This is a genomic window from Croceicoccus sp. Ery15 (assembly GCF_020985305.1).
GTDB lineage: Bacteria > Pseudomonadota > Alphaproteobacteria > Sphingomonadales > Sphingomonadaceae > Croceicoccus.
This window is the reverse complement of the sequence record NZ_CP087588.1, coordinates 1,874,790-1,891,615: the sequence shown is the minus strand read 5'-3', so window position 1 is coordinate 1,891,615 and position 16,826 is coordinate 1,874,790. Positions and strand designations below refer to the sequence as shown.

The following is a 16,826-nucleotide window of genomic DNA, read 5'->3' as shown; positions in this document are numbered from 1 at the left end:
AAGCGATGGAAGCCGCCGCCCCGACAGACCTGCCGACGGATCTTTGTTCGATCGCTGCCACCGGCCTTGCCTGCGTGCGCGGCGACCGGATGCTGTTCGCCGGCCTTTCGCTGGATGTCACGGCGGGCGGGGCGCTGCACCTGACCGGTCCGAACGGCAGCGGCAAATCCAGCCTGATGCGCATATTGGCAGGGCTCTTGCGGCCCTTTGCGGGCACGGTGACCGGCAAGGGATCGATCGCTCTGCTCGACGAACGGCCTGCTCTCGACGCGCATCTGCCGCTGGGCCGCGCGCTGCAATTCTGGGCGCGTTGCGACGGCGTGCCGGCATCGCGGCTTGACGAAGTGGCGCAGGCCACTGCGATTACCGGACTGCTCGATGTGCCGGTGCGTTTCCTGTCCACCGGTCAGCGCAAGCGCGCCGCCCTTGCGCGCACGATCGCAGGCCAGGCGCCGGTGTGGCTGCTGGACGAGCCGCTGAACGGTCTCGACAATGCTTCGGTGGCCATGGTCGAAGCATTGGCCGCCCGCCATTGCGCATCGGGCGGTATCTGCATTGCCGCCTCGCACCAGCCGATCGCCCTGCCGGGCGGGCGCGTGCTGAATGTCGCGGATTTCGCGGCATGATGCGCATGTGGCTGGCGATATTGCGCCGCGATCTGGCACTGTTGCTGACGGGCGGAGGGCGCCGCGGCGGGGCGATGCTGCCGGTGCTGTTCTTCCTGTCGGTAGCGATCCTGCTGCCTTTTGCCATCGGCCCCGATGCCGCGATGCTGGCGCGGACGGGCGGGGGCATCATCTGGGTCGCGGCATTGCTGGCCAGCATATTGCCGCTCGACCGGCTGGTCGAACCCGATCTGGATCAGGGATTCTTCGACCAATGGGCGCTGCGCGGCATGGCCGAGGAATGGACCATGGCCGCGCGGATTGCGGCACACTGGCTGACCTTTGCGCCGCTGCTGATGCTGGCGGCCCTGCCTGCCGCTGCATTGTTCAACCTGCCGGGCGATCAGTTGTGGCGCGTGGAACTGGGCCTTCTGGCGGGTACGCCGGGGCTGGCGGCGCTGGGCGTGATGATCGCCGCGATCACGGCGGGATTGCGCGGCGGGGCCGCTCTGGCAGGATTGTTGCTGTTGCCGCTTGCGGTGCCGGTGCTGATCTTCGGCGCGGGCGGATTGCAGGAACAGGGCGCGGGCGGCATCGCGCTGGCGGGCGCGGTCAGCCTTGTGCTGCTGGCCATCGCGCCCTTTGCCGCGGGCGCCGCGATCCGTGCCGCGCGGGAATAGCGGCGAAACGCGTGGCTTGGGCGGCGTGAAAGCAATTCTTGTTTGCCCTTGCGACGGTGCGACCTTACCTGAAGACGCATAATGAACACGATCCCTGACACCGTCTCTCTTATCGGCAACACGCCGCTCGTCCGCCTGAAGGGCCCCAGCGAAGCGGCTGGCTGCGACATCTTTGGCAAATGCGAATTCGCGAACCCGGGCGCCTCGGTCAAGGACCGCGCGGCGCTTGGCATCATTCGCGACGCGGAAGAACGCGGCGAGCTGAAGCCGGGCGGCACCGTTGTGGAGGGGACGGCGGGCAATACCGGCATCGGCATCGCGCTGGTCGCCAATGCGCGCGGGTACAAGACGATCATCGTCATGCCCGACAACCAGAGCCAGGAGAAAATGGCGACGCTGCGGGCGTTGGGGGCGGAACTCGTCACCGTGCCGCCCACGAAATTCGCCAATCCGGCCCATTTCGTCCACACCTCGCGCCGCCTGGCAGGGGAAACGCCGGGCGCGGTCTGGGCCAACCAGTTCGACAATATCGCCAACCGCCGCGCCCATATCGAAAGCACCGCGCCTGAAATCTGGGAACAGATGGGCGGCAAGATCGACGGTTTTACCTGCGCGGTCGGCACCGGCGGCACGCTGGCTGGCGTCGGCATGGGGCTAAAGGCGTTTGACGAGAATGTCGCCATCGCCCTGTCGGACCCGCATGGCGCGGCGCTGTATGAATATTACGCCCATGGCGAGCTGAAAGCCGAAGGTAATTCGGTGGCCGAAGGCATCGGGCAGGGGCGGATTACCGCCAATCTGGAAGATGCGCCGGTCGACCTGCAATATCGCATTTCGGACGAGGAAGGGCTGGAATGGGTTCGCCGCCTGCTGGCAGAGGAAGGGCTGGCGCTGGGCCTGTCGTCGGGCATCAATGTCGCGGGCGCCGTACGGCTGGGGCAGGAACTGACCGCAAGGCTGGGCCGTCCGGCGCGGGTGGCGACGATCCTGTGCGATACGGGTTTCCGCTATCTCTCCACGCTGTATAATGCGGCGTGGCTGCGCGAAAAGGGTCTGCCCGTGTTTCCGTGGCTGGAAGACTGATACCGTTCCATGGCTGATACCAAGTCCCCGCTGACCGAGATGACACCGCCCGATCTGCGCGGCACGCGCACGCAGGCGATGCAGCGACTGCAAGTGGGGATCGGCGGGCTGGCGGCCATGGTGCTGGTGGTCGGGCTGGCCAGCACGATCATGCAACAGGCGCGGCAGGCCGACGATCCGGCCAAGCCCGAGGCGGCGGCGGAGCCGCAATCGAAAACCGGCGATCCGCTGGTCGATGCCGGTGTGGTGCCCGAATTGCCTTCGGAACAGATCATCGTTCCCGATCTTCCCGCCGAACAGATGGTGTCCGAAAATCCCCCCGCGAACACGCCCGCCGATGCCGAGGCGATCGATCAATAGGTTGATTGGCGCTTGCGCCGGTGTCGCGCTCGCGCTGGCGGGCTGCGATGCGCAGCAGGCCGCGCCCGCGCCCGCCGATCGTCCGGAACTGGCGGTGATGACCAGCCTGCCGATTTTCTGGGCCGAGGGCGATGTGGGCGCCATGTTGTCCGGGGATCATGCGGGACATTGGGTGAAACAGGCGCTGGAGGCGCGTTTCCGCCCCGTGCCGGTCGACCGGCTGACGCAGATCGGGGATCGGGGCTTTCTGCTGCTGGCGCAGCCGCGCGCGCTTGCGGGGGACGAGAATGTGGCGCTCGACGATTGGGTGCGCGGCGGCGGTCATGTGCTGCTCCTCGCCGATCCGATGCTGACGGCGCATAGCGAATACGGGCTTGGCGATGCGCGCGCGCCGCAGCCGGTCGCGCTATTGTCCCCGATATTGGCGCGCTGGGGTTTGGAACTGACCTTCGATCCCGCGTCGTCCCCGAATGATGGCGTTTCGGACGGGCCGCTTGCCATTCCGGTCAGGATGGCGGGACGCTGGCGGTTGACCGGCGGCGGCCATGAAAGCCGCTGTAAACTCAGCGAAAATGCACTGGTGGCGCATTGTCAGATCGGTGCGGGAACGGCGCTACTGCTGGCCGATGCCGCCTTGGTAGAGGACGGGGATCATCCCGACGAGTCGGCACGCGCGGCGCTGGAAAAGCTGTTGGACAGCGCGTTCGGGGCACCCGACGCATAGGGAAACACGCCCGTTCCGGTGCAAATCGGGGAAATGACGGGAAATCCACAAGCCCATATCGGGGAATTGACGGGAGAGCGCCGGAATCCTAGCGATTCTGCGGCTTTTATGGCCGTTTGCGGGCTTTGCGAAACGGTTTGGCAAGCGGTGCAAGATGGCGGATTTCCACCGTTTCGTCGCTTGTGAACGCAATTTCCCGTAATTTCCCCTTTCATCCCCGATCATCCCAATGTAAGACCGATTCCATCAATCGGATGTTTCGTTTGTCGCACCCGCCGGGGGTGCGCCGGGCCACGGGATCGTGCGCCCCGGCGCGGGGACGGCTGCGCATGACGGGCTTTCGGGGGCGTTTCGGGATCTGGCGGATCAGGTTTAGGCAGGGGTGGTGCAAGTGGCTTCAAGGCCATTCATCTACAGGGGGCAGGGCTTTTCGCTTCGCGGCGAAAAGGGCCGGTTCGTCCTGCCGCCCAGCTTCCGCAAGGTGATCCGCGAAAGTTCCGAAGACCAGCGCGTGCTGTGCGTTGCCAAGCATGACCGTTTCGACTGCCTGACCGGCTTTGGCCTGTCGCGCCTCGACCGGCTTGAGGAAGAGCTGGATCGCGAGGAAGGCCGTGCCTATCAGGCTGGCCGCGAATTCGACCGCGATACGCGCTCGGCCCAGCTTTTCGGTTTTCAGGAAGTGCCCTTCGACGATTCGGGCCGCTTCATCCTGCCCGATTTCATGGTCGATCTGGGCGGGTTGGACGACCAGCTGTTCTTTCAGGGCGGCGGCGCTTTCTTCACCATCTGGAACCCCGAACGCCTGATGGCGATGGGCCCCGAATGGGAGGCCGCCAAGGCTGCCTGCAAGGCGATGATGGCCGATGCCGCCAAGCCTTCCAAGGGAAGGGGGCGCAAGTGACCGGCCCTGCTGATCCCAACGCCCCCCACATTCCCGTTCTGCTGGACGAAGTTCTCGCCGCGCTCTCCCCTCGGCCCGGCGATGTGATCATCGATGCCACTTTCGGCGCCGGTGGTTACACCCGCGCCCTGCTTGATGCAGGCGCAATCGTGCACGGCTTCGATCGTGACCCCACCGCGATCGAAGCCGTTCACAATAATCCCGCCGCATGGCCCGAACTGGCGGGCGATGCGCCGCGCCTGATCCTGCATCCGCGCCGCTTTTCCGAAATGACCGGCGCCATGGCCGATGCGGGTGTGGCGCAGGTCGATGGCGTGGTCATGGATATCGGCGTCTCGTCAATGCAGCTCGATCAGGCCGAGCGCGGCTTTGCCTTCTCGCTCGACGGGCCGTTGGACATGCGGATGAGCCGCGAGGGCGAGAGCGCCGCCGACTTCGTCAATACTGCCGACGAAGGCGTGATCGCCGACGTGCTGTACCAATATGGCGAAGAGCGCCAGTCGCGCCGCGTGGCCCGTGCCATTGTCGCGGCCCGTCCGCTGGAAACCACCGGCCAGCTTGCCCATGTGGTGCGCAAGGCGCTGGGCTATAAGCCGCATATGCCGAAGGACCCGGCAACCCGCAGCTTTCAGGCGATCCGCATCCATGTGAACGGCGAGCTGGACGAGCTGGCGGCGGGGCTGGGCGCGGCGGAAGAGCTGCTTGGCGCAGGCGGCCGTCTGGCAGTTGTAAGTTTCCACAGTCTTGAAGACCGCATGGTAAAGCGTTTCCTGCGCGATGCGTCTAATAGCGGTGCTGCGCCTTCGCGCCATCTGCCCGATTTGCGGTCGTCCGGACGTGCCGCCTTCGAAAAGCCGATGCGCGCCGTTCGCGCCACCGAATCCGAAATCCTGCGCAACCCGCGCTCCCGTTCTGCTGTGCTGCGCGCTGCCGTGCGCACGGCTGCTCCTGCTCGTCCCGCTTCCGAAAGGGCCTTCGCATGACCAATCGCAACCGCCTGCATTCCGTGCTGTGGACCGGCGCATTGGGCGTGTCGGGCGCGATCTGCTTTGCGCTGATGCTGCAAGTGACCGCGGTGAAAAGCGATATCGCCGATACCGAGCGGCAGATCACATCGGTTCAGGAAGAGATCGCGATTCTGGAAACCGAATTCCAGACCCGCGCGCGTCAGCAGCAGCTGGCCCGCTGGAACGAAGTCGACTTTGGCTATAGCGCGCCCGATGCCAGCCAGTTCATTGCCGATGGCGCGCAGCTGGCCGCACTGGGCAAGCCGCTGGATATCGCGCCTTCGGGTGCAGGCGAAGTGCTGATGGCCGATGCGTCGGATGCCGCAAAGGCGCCCGCAGACGGCATCCGCCTTGCCGCTGCCGACAAGACTGCGCCGCAGATGATGCGCCAGCTGGTCGCGCGCGACGACAAGACCGCGCCCGCCAGCGAACGTGTGGCCAAGCCGCTGAAGGGAGAGCCCACCCGCAATGATCCTGTCCGCCCCGATCCTGTAAGGCTCGCGGCTGCCGAAACCGCCAGGCCCGCCTCGCTGAGTGCGGGCGAGCGGGCCGATATCGCGCGCCGACTGGCTCCCGAGCCTGCGCCCAAGACCGCGCGGCAATTTGCCGACAGCTTCGATTTTCAGGGCGTCGTCGCCGAAGCGGGCGCGAAGCACCGCTGATGGCCACGCTGCCGCTCTTTCCATCGGCCAGTCTGCCCGATCTGCGGGGTGTGGCGGCACGTGCGCTGAATGCGGCCAGTCTGCCCGCGCTGGACGCAGGTGACAGCGGGATGGCGCCGCCGCCGCCCGCGCGGCGCTATAATTTGCGCACCGAAACGCTGAAAATGGCGAAGCAGCGCGCGATCGTGATCGCCTTTATCTTCGCTGCAGCGACCGCGGTTCTGGTGCTGCGCGTCGGGATGCTCGGCCTGTTTGAGGCCGATACCGCCCATGCCAGCGGGTCCAGCCTGCTGGTGCCCGACCGCGGCGAGTTGACCGATCGCAACGGTATCCCGCTGGCGCGTGATTTCAAAAGCTATGCGCTGTGGTTCAATCCCAAGGCGATGGAAGGCGGCGAACCGCTGACCCGTCCTGCCAAAGATATCGCGCGCGAACTGGTCAGGATTTTTCCCGACATGGACGAGGCGGACCTGACCCGCCGCCTTGCCAGCGGCAAGGGGCAATATCTGCGCCGCCGCATCCTGCCCGAACAGGCCAATCGCGTGCATGCCATTGGCGAACCCGCGCTGAACCCGCCTGCGGAACCCAGCCGCTATTACCCCGAAGGCACGCTGGCCGCCCATGTGCTGGGCTATGTCGGTGCGGACGGCGGCGGCCATGTCGGCATGGAAGAAGTGTTCGACAAGCAGCTGACCGACCCTGCCACGCGCGGTGCGCCGGTGGCGCTGGCCATTGACGCCCGCGTTCAGGCCGCGCTGGAGGATGAACTTTACCGCGTGATGGGTCTGGCACAGGCCAAGGGCGCGGGCGGCATCGTGATGGATGTCGATACGGGGGAAGTGGTCGCGCTGGCTTCACTGCCCACCTTTGACCCCAACCATATCGACGAACGCGGCATGGAACTGATGTTCAACCGCGTGACCAATCAGGTTTACGAGCTTGGATCTACTTTCAAGCCGTTGTCGGTGGCGGCAGCGATCGATGCGGGCACGGTGGGCAATCTGGCGCGTCGCTGGCCGACTGGCGCGCCGCTGCGCGTGGGACGCTTTTCGATCCGTGACAGCCACACCATTGGCGCATCGCTGAATGTGCCCGAAATCCTGATGCATTCGTCGAATATCGGCACAGCGCAGATTGCGGACGAGCTGGGTTCGGCGCGCATGAAGGCCAAGATGGAGCAGCTGGGCTTTAACGAGCGGCCCCATATCGAACTGCCCGCACGCGGCTTTCCGATCTGGCGTTCGGGCGAATGGCCGCGGCTGACGACGATGACCGTGTCTTATGGCCATGGAATCGCGGTGACTCCGTTGCATCTGGCCAGTGCCTATGCCGCGATGGTGAACGGCGGCATCTGGCGCCCCGCCACGCTGAAAAAGCTGAACGCGGGCGAAGTGCCGCAGGGCCGCCGCGTGTTCAAGGAAGCGACCAGCGCCCGCATGCGCCAGATGCTGCGCATGATCGTCACCGACGGTACGGGGCGCAAGGCCGACGCGCCGGGCTTTCGCATTGGCGGCAAGACCGGCAGTGCCGAAAAGCCGGGTGCAGGCGGTTACAAGCGCACATCGCTTGTCACCACGTTCGCCAGCGCCTTTCCGATGGATAATCCGCGCTATGTCGTCGTCGCCATGATGGACGAGCCACAGGGCACGGCGGCCACGTCCTATCAGCGCACGGCGGCGTGGAACGCGGCCATGGTGGTGGGTAATGTCGTGCCGCGCATCGGCCCGATGCTGGGCGTTTATCCCGACGACAGCCGCGACATCGACCTTACCGATCTGCGCCCGCTGGTCGGGAAGGACGCGCACTGATGCGCCTGTCGACCCTTTTGGAACGGGCCGCCATTCGGGCCGATGGCGCGGGTGATGCGAATGTCACCGGCTTTGCCATCGACCATCGCAAGGTTGCCCCCGGCACCGTGTTCGGCGCGTTTCAGGGTGCCAGCGTCAATGGCGAGGATTTCATCCCCGCCGCCGTCGCAAGCGGCGCGGTGGCCATTGTCGCCCGGCCCGAAGCCGAGGTGACCGGCGCGCTGCACGTGGCCGATCCGCTGCCGCGCAGGGCCTTTGCCCGTATGGCGGCGCAATTCTTTCAGCCGGTCCCCTCAACCGTCGTCGCCGTCACGGGCACCAACGGCAAGACCAGCACGGTCGAGATGACGCGCCAGATCTGGCGAATGTGCGGATTTTCCGCTGCCAGCATCGGCACGCTGGGCGTGACCACCCCCGACGAAAGCGTTTCGACCGGGCTGACCACGCCCGATATCGTGACGTTCCTGTCGAATATGACGGGTCTGGCGCGCGAAGGGGTGACCCATGTCGCCTATGAAGCGTCGAGCCACGGGCTGTCGCAGTTCCGCAACGAGGGGCTGCAGGTCGCGGCTGGTGCCTTTACCAATCTGTCGCGCGATCACCTCGACTATCACGCTGATATGGACGATTATTTCGCTGCCAAGATGCGCCTGTTCGACGAGGTGGTGTCTGATGGTGGCCATGCGGTGGTCTGGGCCGGCGATGCGCATAGCGATGCGGCCATCGCACGCGCCGCGGCGCGTGGCCTTTCCGTTCTGCCGGTCGGCAATCGGGCAGGCGCGGATGGCATCCGTCTGCACAGCCGCACCCCGACCGAACTGGGGCAGGAACTGGCGCTGCGCTTTGCAGGCGCGGACTATCGGGTGAAACTGCCGCTGATCGGTGCCTATCAGGCGGCGAACGCGCTGGTGGCGGCGGGTCTGGTGATCGCGGCGGCCGGTGCTGCCGGTCCTGCGGCGGCCCAGGTGTTCGATGCCATGGCGCGGCTGCAACCCGTGCGTGGCCGGCTGGAACGCGCGGCGCTGAACCGCGCGGGCGCGCCCTCCTATGTCGATTATGCCCACACGCCAGAGGCGTTGGAAGCCGCCATCGTCGCGCTGCGTCCGCATGTCGGCGCGAGTGGCAGGCTGATTATCGTGTTCGGCGCGGGCGGCGACCGCGATACGGGCAAGCGCGGGCCGATGGGGGCGATTGCGGCGCGCGATGCCGATATCGCCATCGTAACCGACGATAATCCGCGCGGCGAAGACCCCGCCGCGATCCGCGCCGCCGTGCTGGCAGGCGCACAAGGGGCCGCGAATATCAGCGAGATTGCGGGGCGGCGCGAAGCCATTGCCGCCGCGACCGCACAGGCTGGCAAGGGCGATATCGTCCTGATCGCCGGCAAGGGCCACGAGCAGGGCCAGATTTATGGACGCGGCGAAGCCACACGCGTCCACCCTTTCGACGATGTCACCATAGCAAGAGAGTGTGCAGCATGAGTGGAGCTCAGATGAAATCCGTCCTCAAGACCGCCGCCTTGAAGAGCCCGCCGGTCAAAAACTCGGCGCTCAAGACCATCAGGCCTGTGCCGGATGCGACGCGAATGGCGATTATCGAGGAAAGCGACGCGGGCGGCGAACGTCCGCTGTGGCGTGCCCATACGCTGGCGATGGCCGCCGACGGCACGGTGCATGGCGATTTCGCGGCCAACCATGTCGCCTTCACCCCCGGCGAGGTGCAGCGCGGTTCGCTCTATATCGCGCAGGGCGAAGTCGATGCGATGGCGGCGCTGCAGAACGGCGCGGCGGGCTGTCTTTCGGTGCACCGGGTGCGTGGACCGCATGTGCTGGTCGACGATATCCATCTGGCGCTGGCCCGCATCGCGCGTGCATCGCGCAACCGTTCGCGCGCTACGATGACGGCGCTGGCCGGTTTCGCGGCGGATTCGATCATCGATACGGTGCTGCACGATGCGCTGGACCGCGCCAGCCGCGGCATGGCGTGGAGCGCGGATGCCGAACTGGGCATGGCGGCGTCGCTGTGTACGCTGGCGGCGGACCGCAATCACGCGATCTTCACGCTCGACAACGCCGACGATGCCCGCGCGCTGCGCCCGCATCTGTTCGTGTCGGGCCCGACGCTGGATCACAAGGTGGGCGAAAGCATCGCAGCCACCTTGCAGGCGGGCGGCGCGGCCGTTCTGCCCGCCGACAGCTGCGATTTTGCCGCATGGCGTGCCGCCGCGCTCGACGCAGGCGCGCAGGTCTATGGCTATGGCCGCAAGCCCAGCGCCGACATCCGCCTGATCGACACGGTGACGCTGGACGACGGTTCGGTGCTGGTCACTGCCGATATGATGGGCCGCGCCATGTGCTGGTCGCTGGCCGAGGGGCTGTTCGAGGAAGGCGACGCGCTGGAATCGCTGGCCATTATGGGCGCGATGCGCGCGGCGGGCGCTTCGCTTGGCGCGGCGGCACTGGCCCTGTGCGGCCATGTGGAAGAGGATGAACAGCCGCTCGCCGTGGCGGTTTAGGTCGACAACCCCGCCAACAGGGGCAAATCCAGCCGTCGTTCAGGTGGGGAAAGGCTGAAAGGGGCGCTTCACATGGCCGTTGGCATAGCCCATTGCCTATGGCTGCGTTACCGCAAGTTTGAAGCGGTGCCCGAGGAGCGCAAATGCTTTACCTGATCGCCCAGTGGCTCGAATTCGAAGGGCTGGCCAATCTTGTCCGTTACCAGAGCTTTCGCGCGGGCGCCTGCCTGCTGACCGCACTGGCGATCGGGCTGATCATCGGCCCGCGCTTTATCGATCTGTTGCGCGTGCGGCAGGGCAAGGGGCAGCCGATCCGGCTGGACGGCCCGCAGACCCATCTGGCCAAGCGCGGCACCCCCACCATGGGCGGGCTGCTGATCATGGCCGCCGTATCGGTTTCGATGTTCCTGTGGATGGACCTGTCCAGCTGGCAGGTGTGGGCCTGTATCGCGGTCACGCTGGGTTTCGGACTGATCGGTTTCCTCGACGATTACGACAAGGTGCGCAAGGCCAGCCACAAGGGCGTATCGGGCAAGGTGCGGCTGCTGGGCGAATTCGTGATCGCGGGCATCGCGGCCTGGCTGGTGGTGGGAGAGACGACGCTCTATCTGCCTTTCGTCAGCTTCGGCATTCCGCTGGGGCCGTTCTATTACGTGTTCGCCGCTTTCGTGATCGTGGGGGCGGGCAATGCGGTGAACCTGACCGACGGGCTGGACGGGCTGGCCATCATGCCCGTCATCATCGCCAGCGGCACATTCGCGATCATCGCCTATCTGGTGGGCCGCGCCGATTACTCGGCCTATCTGGGCATCCCCTATGTCGAAGGCGCGGGCGAGTTGGCCATCCTGTGTGCCGCGATCATTGGCGCGGGGCTCGCATTTCTATGGTTCAACGCGCCGCCGGCCGCCGTATTCATGGGCGATACGGGTTCGCTGGCGCTGGGCGGGGCATTGGGCACGATCGCGGTCGCCGCCCATCACGAGGTGGTGCTGGGCATCGTCGGCGGGCTGTTCGTGCTGGAAGCCGTATCGGTCATCGTGCAGGTGTTCTGGTTCAAGCGCACCGGCCGCCGCGTCTTCCGAATGGCCCCGATCCACCATCATTTCGAACAAAAGGGCTGGGCCGAATCCACCGTGGTCGTCCGGTTCTGGATCGTGGCCATCGTGCTGGCCGTGATCGGCCTTGCGACACTGAAGGTGCGATGAGCGAAACCGGCGCCCCCTCTTCGGCTATTCTGCCGCCTGCCGTTTTCGCGGGGCGCAATTATGCCGTTCTGGGGCTGGCCCGCACCGGCATGGCCGCGATCCGCGCGCTTTGCGACGCGGGTGCGCGCGTTCTGGCGTGGGACCGCGACCCCGATGCGCGCCGCCTTGCCGAGCAGCTGGCGGGCGACTGCAGCGGCCTGTTGCGGGTGGGAGAGATCGACCGCTATTCCGTGGCCGGTTTCGACGGGATCGTCGTGTCGCCCGGCGTGCCACTGAACAAGCATCCGGTTACCGATATCGCCCGCGCCACCGGCGTCGCCATCATCGGCGACATCGAACTGTTCGCACAGGCCCGCCCGCTGCTGCCCGCGCACAGAGTGGCGGGGATCACCGGCACCAACGGCAAGTCCACCACTTGCGCGCTGCTGCACCATCTGCTGCAAAGCGCGGGCTATGCCACGCGGCTGGGCGGCAATATCGGCATTCCCGTGCTGTCGACCAGCGCGCTGCAGCCCAATGAAAAGGGGCCGGCGATCTATGTGTTCGAATTGTCGAGCTATCAGATCGACATTACCGACAGCCTGTCGTGCGAGGCTGCGGCGATCCTGAATGTCTCGCCCGATCACCTCGACCGTTATGACGGCAGCTTCGAGGCCTATACCGAAAGCAAGGTGCGCCTGTTCGGCATGCAGGATGCCAGGGCGATGGCGCTGGTCGATCGGGCCAGCCTGCAAATGCCGCCAGTCGCCCGTGCGCTGTCCCATCGCTCGCCCGTGGTGATCGAGGATGTGTCCCTGCCCGGCAATCCCGACGAATGGCCATCGCTGCAGGGGCCGCATAATCGCGGCAATGCCGCCGCCGCGGTCGCCATCGCGCGCCGTTTCGGCGTGGAAGAGGCCGAGATCGAGGCTGGGCTGAAAAGCTTTCACGGCTTGCCGCATCGCATGCAGCGGGTGGCAGAGATTGGCGGGGTCGCGTTCGTCAACGATTCCAAGGCGACCAATCCCGCCTCTACCGCGCCTGCGCTGGCGGCATATCCGCCGCAGGACGGGCGCGCGCGTATCCATTGGATCGTCGGCGGTCTGCCCAAGGGCGACACGCTGGGCGAGTGCGAGGGGATGCTGGACCATGTCGCGGCGGCCTATACCATTGGCGAGGCGGGGCCGATGTTCACCGGCCTGCTGGAAGGGCGCGTGCCCGTCCAGCGGTCCGAGATGATGGGAGAAGCCGTGCGCGCCGCCGCCGCTGCCGCGCAGCCGGGCGATGTGGTGCTGCTGTCGCCCGCATGCGCCAGTTTCGACCAGTTCCGCGATTACGAAAAACGCGGCGAGGCCTTCGTCAGCCTTGTCGCCATGCTGGCCGAGGCAAACAAGACAGGGGAGCAGGAAATTTGAGCGTTGCACCCCATTTCGAACGCGGCGCCGATGGCGTTCATATCGTGGCCCGCAATCCGCGCCGCCGTAAAGGGCGGATGCACGATCTGCTGGTCTGGTGGCGAGAGATCGACCGCGTGATCCTGTTCACCGTTCTTGCATTGATGGCCGTGGGGATCATCGGCGTTGCCGCAGGGTCGGCCGCCAGCGCCAAGCGCCTGTCAACGGCGGCCAAAACGCTGGACGATCTGATGTTCTTCAAACAGCACCTGGCGTGGCTGACCATGGGTCTGGCGGTGATGTTCGTGTCGTCGATGCTGTCGCGCGACAATGCACGCAGGGGCGCGATCCTTCTGGCTTGTGCCATGTTCGCTCTGCTGATCGTCACCCCTTTCGTGGGGCACGAAATCAATGGTGCGCGGCGCTGGATCAATATTGGCGTATCGTTCCAGCCGTCCGAATTTTACAAGCCTGCCTATACGGTGCTGCTGGCGTGGATCCTGTCGTGGCGGGTGCGCGATCCGCAAATCCCGACGATCGCGATCTGCTTTGGCATATTGCTCGCATCGGTCGGGCTGCTGATGCTGCAGCCCGATTTCGGCACCGCCATGCTGCTGGCGGGCGTATGCCTTGTGCTGGTGATCACGGCGGGCCTGCCAGTGCAGCGGATCGGCGTTGCGGTGGGGCTGATCGTTTCGATCGTGATCGCCGCCTATTTCTTTTATGACAATGCCCGCCATCGTATCGACGCTTTTCTGGGCGGCAGCGAGGCATATAGCCAGGTCGATCTGGCGCGGCGTACCCTACTGTCGGGCGGGTGGTTCGGACAGGGCCTGTGGATGGGCACGCGCAAGAATTCGCTGCCCGAAGCGCATACCGATTACATCTTGTCGGTCATTGGCGAGGAATTCGGCCTGATCGCGGTCAGCGCCATCGCGCTGCTCTATTGCACATTGGTCGTGCGCGTGCTGTGGCGGTTAAAGGACGAGGAAGACTTGTTCACGATCCTTGCGGGGACGGGGCTGGCATCGCTGCTGGGCGGGCAGGCGTTCATCAATATCGCGGTGAACCTGCAACTCTTTCCGTCCAAGGGCATGACCCTGCCACTGATCAGCTATGGCGGCTCGTCGATGATCGCGCTTTGCCTTACGGTGGGGATGCTGCTGGCGGTCACAAGGCGCAATCCGTTCCTTACGCGCGACGGTCTGCCCGTCGGCCATGGAGGTATGAGACGATGAGCAAGCAGGCCGCGCCGCGCGCGACCCGCCATTATATTCTGGCAGCCGGGGGCACCGGCGGCCACATGATCCCCGCCTTCGCCCTTGCGAGCGAGCTGATCGCGCGCGGGCACAAGGTGGCGCTGGTCACCGATACGCGGGGAGAGGCGATTCCCGGCATGCCCAAGGACATGGACGCCTTTGTGTTGCCCGCGGGGCGCATGGATGGCGGCATTCTGGGCAAGATCCGCGGGCTGAACGCGATCCGCAAGGGCCGCGCGATGGCGCTGCGCCTGATCCGCGAGATGGAGCCGGCCTGCGTGGTGGGTTTCGGCGGCTATCCCGCGATGCCGACGCTGCTGGCGGCGAAGGCCGCGAATGTGCCATTCGTAATCCACGAACAGAACGCCGTGCTGGGCCGCGTGAACCGCTATCTGGCGGGCAGCGCGGCCGCAGTCGCCACCGCCTATGAACGGATCGACCGCATGCCCGCCAAGGCCGCGGGCAAGATCCATCTTGTCGGCAATCCGGTGCGCGAGGAAGTGCTGGCCTTGCGCGACCAGAGCTTTCCGCCCTTTCTGAAAGAGGGGCTGCTGCGCGTGCTCGTCACCGGCGGCAGTCAGGGTGCCCGTATCCTCAGCCGCGTGGTGCCGCAGGGCTTCGCCGCCCTGCCCGAAGACATGCGCCGCCGCCTGCAAATCACGCAGCAATGCCGTCCAGAGGATATCGAGGCCGTCCGCGCATCCTATGCCGACAGCGGCATTCCCGCCGAACTGGGGACCTATTTCGAGGATATGGCCCAGCGCCTTGCCGACGCGCATCTGTTCGTGGGCCGCGCGGGCGCATCGACCATTGCCGAGCTGACGGCGGTGGGCCGGCCCGCGATCCTGATCCCGCTCGCCATCGCGATGGACGATCACCAGACCGCCAATGCCCGTGAAATGGCCGAGGCAGGGGGCGCGCGTTCGATTGCCGAACCCGATTTTACGCCCGACGCGCTGGCCGCGCAGCTGATGGCCATGGCAGATGAACCGGAGACGCTGGCCAATGCCGCGCATCGTTCGTGGATTTGCGGACGCCCCGATGCGGCGCGTGACCTGGCCGATCTGGTCGAGGGTTTCGGCGGCACGCCGCTGATGGATGTGATCAAGGTCGGCAAATCCGCGCCTGCAAAAACCTCTGCCGCCACCGCCGCGCCTGCCGCGACCAAGGCAATGGAGGATGCGCAGTGAAGGCGATTACCTCCGACCCGCTGCTCGACATTGGGACGATCCATTTTGCCGGTATCGGCGGCATCGGCATGTCGGGCATCGCCGAAGTGATGCACAACCTTGGCTATAAGGTGCAGGGCAGCGACATGCGCGAAAGCCCCGTCGTCGAAAGCCTGCGAGCCAAGGGCATACCCGTCACCATCGGGCAAAAGGCGGAAAATGTGGAGGGCGTCGCCGTCCTCGTCATCTCCACCGCGGTCAAGCGGACCAACCCCGAAGTCGTCGCCGCGCTGGAAGCGCGCATACCCGTCGTCCGCCGCGCCGAAATGCTGGCAGAGTTGATGCGGCTGAAACGCACGGTCGCGGTGGCGGGCACGCATGGCAAGACGACCACCACCTCCATGATCGCGGCCTTGCTCGACGCGGGCGGGGTGGACCCGACCGTGATCAATGGCGGCATCATCGAAAGCTATGGCTCGAACGCGCGCGTGGGCGAATCCGACTGGATGGTGGTGGAGGCGGACGAAAGCGACGGCAGCTTTCTGCGGCTGGACGGCACCATCGCGGTCGTGACCAATATCGATCCCGAACACCTCGACCATTACGGCAGCTTCGACGCGGTAAAGGACGCTTTTGTCGAATTTGTCGAGAATGTGCCGTTCTATGGCGCGGCGGTGCTGTGTCTCGACCATCCGGAAGTGCAGGCGATCCTGCCCAAGATCCGCGACCGGCGCACGGTCACCTATGGCTTTTCGGCGCAGGCCGACGTGCGGGCCGAGAATGTGACCCCGTTCCCCGGCGGCAACCGTTTCGATGCGGTGCTGCGCCAACGCGACGGCAGCGTGGAGCGGATTGAGGGGATCGAATTGCCCATGCCGGGCCGCCACAATGTGCTGAACGCACTGGCCGCCGTGGCGGTGGCGGTCGAAATGCAATGCGTGCACGATACGATCCGCGACGGTTTCGCCCGTTTCGGCGGCGTGCGCCGGCGCTTTACCAAAGTGGGCGAAATCGCCTTTGACGGGGCCGATCCTGCCGTCGTGATCGACGATTACGGCCACCATCCGGTCGAAATCCGCGCCGTGCTTTCCGCTGCCCGCGAAGGGGCGCGCAATCGCGTGATCGCCGTGGCGCAGCCGCACCGTTTTTCGCGCCTGAACGACCATATGGAAGAGTTCCAGAGCGCGTTCAACGATGCCGATATCGTTTATATCACCCCCGTTTATGCCGCGGGCGAACAGCCGATCGAGGGTGCGAGCGCAGAGGCGCTGGTCGCGGGGCTGAAGGAACGCGGCCATCGCCACACCGGTATTGTCGAGGACGCCGATGCGCTGGCCGACACGCTGGCCCCGATGATCGAACCGGGTGACATCGTGGTCTGCCTTGGTGCGGGCGACATCACGCGCTGGGCCGCCGATCTGGCGGATGAGGTGGACAAGAGGCGATGATGGCCGGCAGCCCCCAGGACATCGGCG

The 16,826-nt window shown here is 65.8% G+C and carries 16 protein-coding genes; all 16 read left to right on the top strand.

The window, feature by feature from the left end; genetic code table 11:
- Positions 1-5: 5 nt before the first annotated feature.
- The 16 genes from ccmA (at position 6) to murC (ending at position 16,799) form a co-directional block, all read left to right on the top strand.
- Positions 6-626: a heme ABC exporter ATP-binding protein CcmA gene (gene ccmA / locus LOZ77_RS09275; RefSeq protein ID WP_230278901.1), complete on the top strand. Its 621-nt coding sequence runs from the start codon at positions 6-8 to the stop codon at positions 624-626.
- Positions 626-1,285 carry a heme exporter protein CcmB gene (locus LOZ77_RS09270; protein WP_370638078.1) on the top strand — a complete coding sequence of 220 codons (660 nt, stop codon included), beginning with the start codon at positions 626-628 and terminating at the stop codon, positions 1,283-1,285. The genes ccmA and LOZ77_RS09270 overlap by 1 nt, the downstream gene beginning before the upstream one ends.
- 81 nt (positions 1,286-1,366) lie before the next feature.
- A complete protein-coding gene (locus LOZ77_RS09265; RefSeq protein WP_230278899.1) occupies positions 1,367-2,368 on the top strand; it encodes a cysteine synthase A in 1,002 nt (333 codons plus the stop codon).
- 9 nt (positions 2,369-2,377) lie between these two features.
- Positions 2,378-2,728 carry a hypothetical protein gene (locus LOZ77_RS09260; RefSeq protein WP_230278898.1) on the top strand — a complete coding sequence of 117 codons (351 nt, stop codon included), beginning with the start codon at positions 2,378-2,380 and terminating at the stop codon, positions 2,726-2,728.
- Between the two features lies 1 nt (position 2,729).
- Complete coding sequence (locus tag LOZ77_RS09255) at positions 2,730-3,452, top strand: GldG family protein (RefSeq protein ID WP_230278897.1); 723 nt, start codon at positions 2,730-2,732, stop codon at positions 3,450-3,452.
- A 391-nt stretch (positions 3,453-3,843) separates the two neighbouring features.
- Positions 3,844-4,353, top strand: a complete 510-nt coding sequence (locus tag LOZ77_RS09250) for a division/cell wall cluster transcriptional repressor MraZ (RefSeq protein WP_230278896.1) — start codon at positions 3,844-3,846, stop codon at positions 4,351-4,353.
- Positions 4,350-5,336, top strand: a complete 987-nt coding sequence (gene rsmH, locus LOZ77_RS09245) for a 16S rRNA (cytosine(1402)-N(4))-methyltransferase RsmH (RefSeq protein WP_230278895.1) — start codon at positions 4,350-4,352, stop codon at positions 5,334-5,336. The genes LOZ77_RS09250 and rsmH overlap by 4 nt, the downstream gene beginning before the upstream one ends.
- A complete protein-coding gene (locus tag LOZ77_RS09240) occupies positions 5,333-6,022 on the top strand; it encodes a hypothetical protein (protein ID WP_230278894.1) in 690 nt (229 codons plus the stop codon). The genes rsmH and LOZ77_RS09240 overlap by 4 nt, the downstream gene beginning before the upstream one ends.
- Before the next feature lie 110 nt (positions 6,023-6,132).
- On the top strand, positions 6,133-7,830 hold the full coding sequence (locus LOZ77_RS09235) for a penicillin-binding protein 2 (protein WP_230281827.1): 1,698 nt from the start codon (positions 6,133-6,135) through the stop codon (positions 7,828-7,830).
- Positions 7,830-9,311 carry a UDP-N-acetylmuramoyl-L-alanyl-D-glutamate--2,6-diaminopimelate ligase gene (locus LOZ77_RS09230; RefSeq protein ID WP_230278893.1) on the top strand — a complete coding sequence of 494 codons (1,482 nt, stop codon included), beginning with the start codon at positions 7,830-7,832 and terminating at the stop codon, positions 9,309-9,311. The genes LOZ77_RS09235 and LOZ77_RS09230 overlap by 1 nt, the downstream gene beginning before the upstream one ends.
- Positions 9,312-9,322: 11 nt before the next feature.
- The gene (locus tag LOZ77_RS09225; RefSeq protein ID WP_230278892.1) at positions 9,323-10,345 is read left to right on the top strand and encodes a hypothetical protein; all 1,023 of its coding nucleotides are present in this window, start codon (positions 9,323-9,325) and stop codon (positions 10,343-10,345) included.
- 143 nt (positions 10,346-10,488) lie between these two features.
- Positions 10,489-11,550, top strand: a complete 1,062-nt coding sequence (mraY, locus tag LOZ77_RS09220; protein WP_230278891.1) for a phospho-N-acetylmuramoyl-pentapeptide-transferase — start codon at positions 10,489-10,491, stop codon at positions 11,548-11,550.
- The gene (gene murD, locus LOZ77_RS09215; RefSeq protein WP_230278890.1) at positions 11,547-12,944 is read left to right on the top strand and encodes a UDP-N-acetylmuramoyl-L-alanine--D-glutamate ligase; all 1,398 of its coding nucleotides are present in this window, start codon (positions 11,547-11,549) and stop codon (positions 12,942-12,944) included. Before mraY ends, murD begins: the two co-directional genes overlap by 4 nt.
- Before the next feature lie 77 nt (positions 12,945-13,021).
- Positions 13,022-14,161, top strand: coding sequence for an FtsW/RodA/SpoVE family cell cycle protein (locus tag LOZ77_RS09210; protein WP_230281826.1), 1,140 nt, complete (start codon positions 13,022-13,024; stop codon positions 14,159-14,161).
- Positions 14,158-15,372 carry an undecaprenyldiphospho-muramoylpentapeptide beta-N-acetylglucosaminyltransferase gene (gene murG, locus LOZ77_RS09205; protein WP_230278889.1) on the top strand — a complete coding sequence of 405 codons (1,215 nt, stop codon included), beginning with the start codon at positions 14,158-14,160 and terminating at the stop codon, positions 15,370-15,372. The genes LOZ77_RS09210 and murG overlap by 4 nt, the downstream gene beginning before the upstream one ends.
- The gene (gene murC / locus LOZ77_RS09200) at positions 15,369-16,799 is read left to right on the top strand and encodes a UDP-N-acetylmuramate--L-alanine ligase (RefSeq protein WP_255671118.1); all 1,431 of its coding nucleotides are present in this window, start codon (positions 15,369-15,371) and stop codon (positions 16,797-16,799) included. Before murG ends, murC begins: the two co-directional genes overlap by 4 nt.
- Positions 16,800-16,826: the final 27 nt, after the last annotated feature.

Excerpts from the sequence above, each read along its gene's own strand:
- murG (WP_230278889.1), top strand. The coding sequence starts at position 14,158 with ATGAGCAAGCAGGCCGCGCCGCGCGCGACCCGCCATTATATTCTGGCA.
- LOZ77_RS09240 (WP_230278894.1), top strand. The coding sequence starts at position 5,333 with ATGACCAATCGCAACCGCCTGCATTCCGTGCTGTGGACCGGCGCATTG.
- LOZ77_RS09270 (WP_370638078.1), top strand. The coding sequence starts at position 626 with ATGCGCATGTGGCTGGCGATATTGCGCCGCGATCTGGCACTGTTGCTG.
- LOZ77_RS09210 (WP_230281826.1), top strand. The coding sequence starts at position 13,022 with ATGCACGATCTGCTGGTCTGGTGGCGAGAGATCGACCGCGTGATCCTG.
- LOZ77_RS09225 (WP_230278892.1), top strand. The coding sequence starts at position 9,323 with ATGAAATCCGTCCTCAAGACCGCCGCCTTGAAGAGCCCGCCGGTCAAA.
- murD (WP_230278890.1), top strand. The coding sequence starts at position 11,547 with ATGAGCGAAACCGGCGCCCCCTCTTCGGCTATTCTGCCGCCTGCCGTT.
- LOZ77_RS09235 (WP_230281827.1), top strand. The coding sequence starts at position 6,133 with ATGGCGCCGCCGCCGCCCGCGCGGCGCTATAATTTGCGCACCGAAACG.
- mraY (WP_230278891.1), top strand. The coding sequence starts at position 10,489 with ATGCTTTACCTGATCGCCCAGTGGCTCGAATTCGAAGGGCTGGCCAAT.
- ccmA (WP_230278901.1), top strand. The coding sequence starts at position 6 with ATGGAAGCCGCCGCCCCGACAGACCTGCCGACGGATCTTTGTTCGATC.
- LOZ77_RS09230 (WP_230278893.1), top strand. The coding sequence starts at position 7,830 with ATGCGCCTGTCGACCCTTTTGGAACGGGCCGCCATTCGGGCCGATGGC.
- LOZ77_RS09265 (WP_230278899.1), top strand. The coding sequence starts at position 1,367 with ATGAACACGATCCCTGACACCGTCTCTCTTATCGGCAACACGCCGCTC.
- LOZ77_RS09260 (WP_230278898.1), top strand. The coding sequence starts at position 2,378 with ATGGCTGATACCAAGTCCCCGCTGACCGAGATGACACCGCCCGATCTG.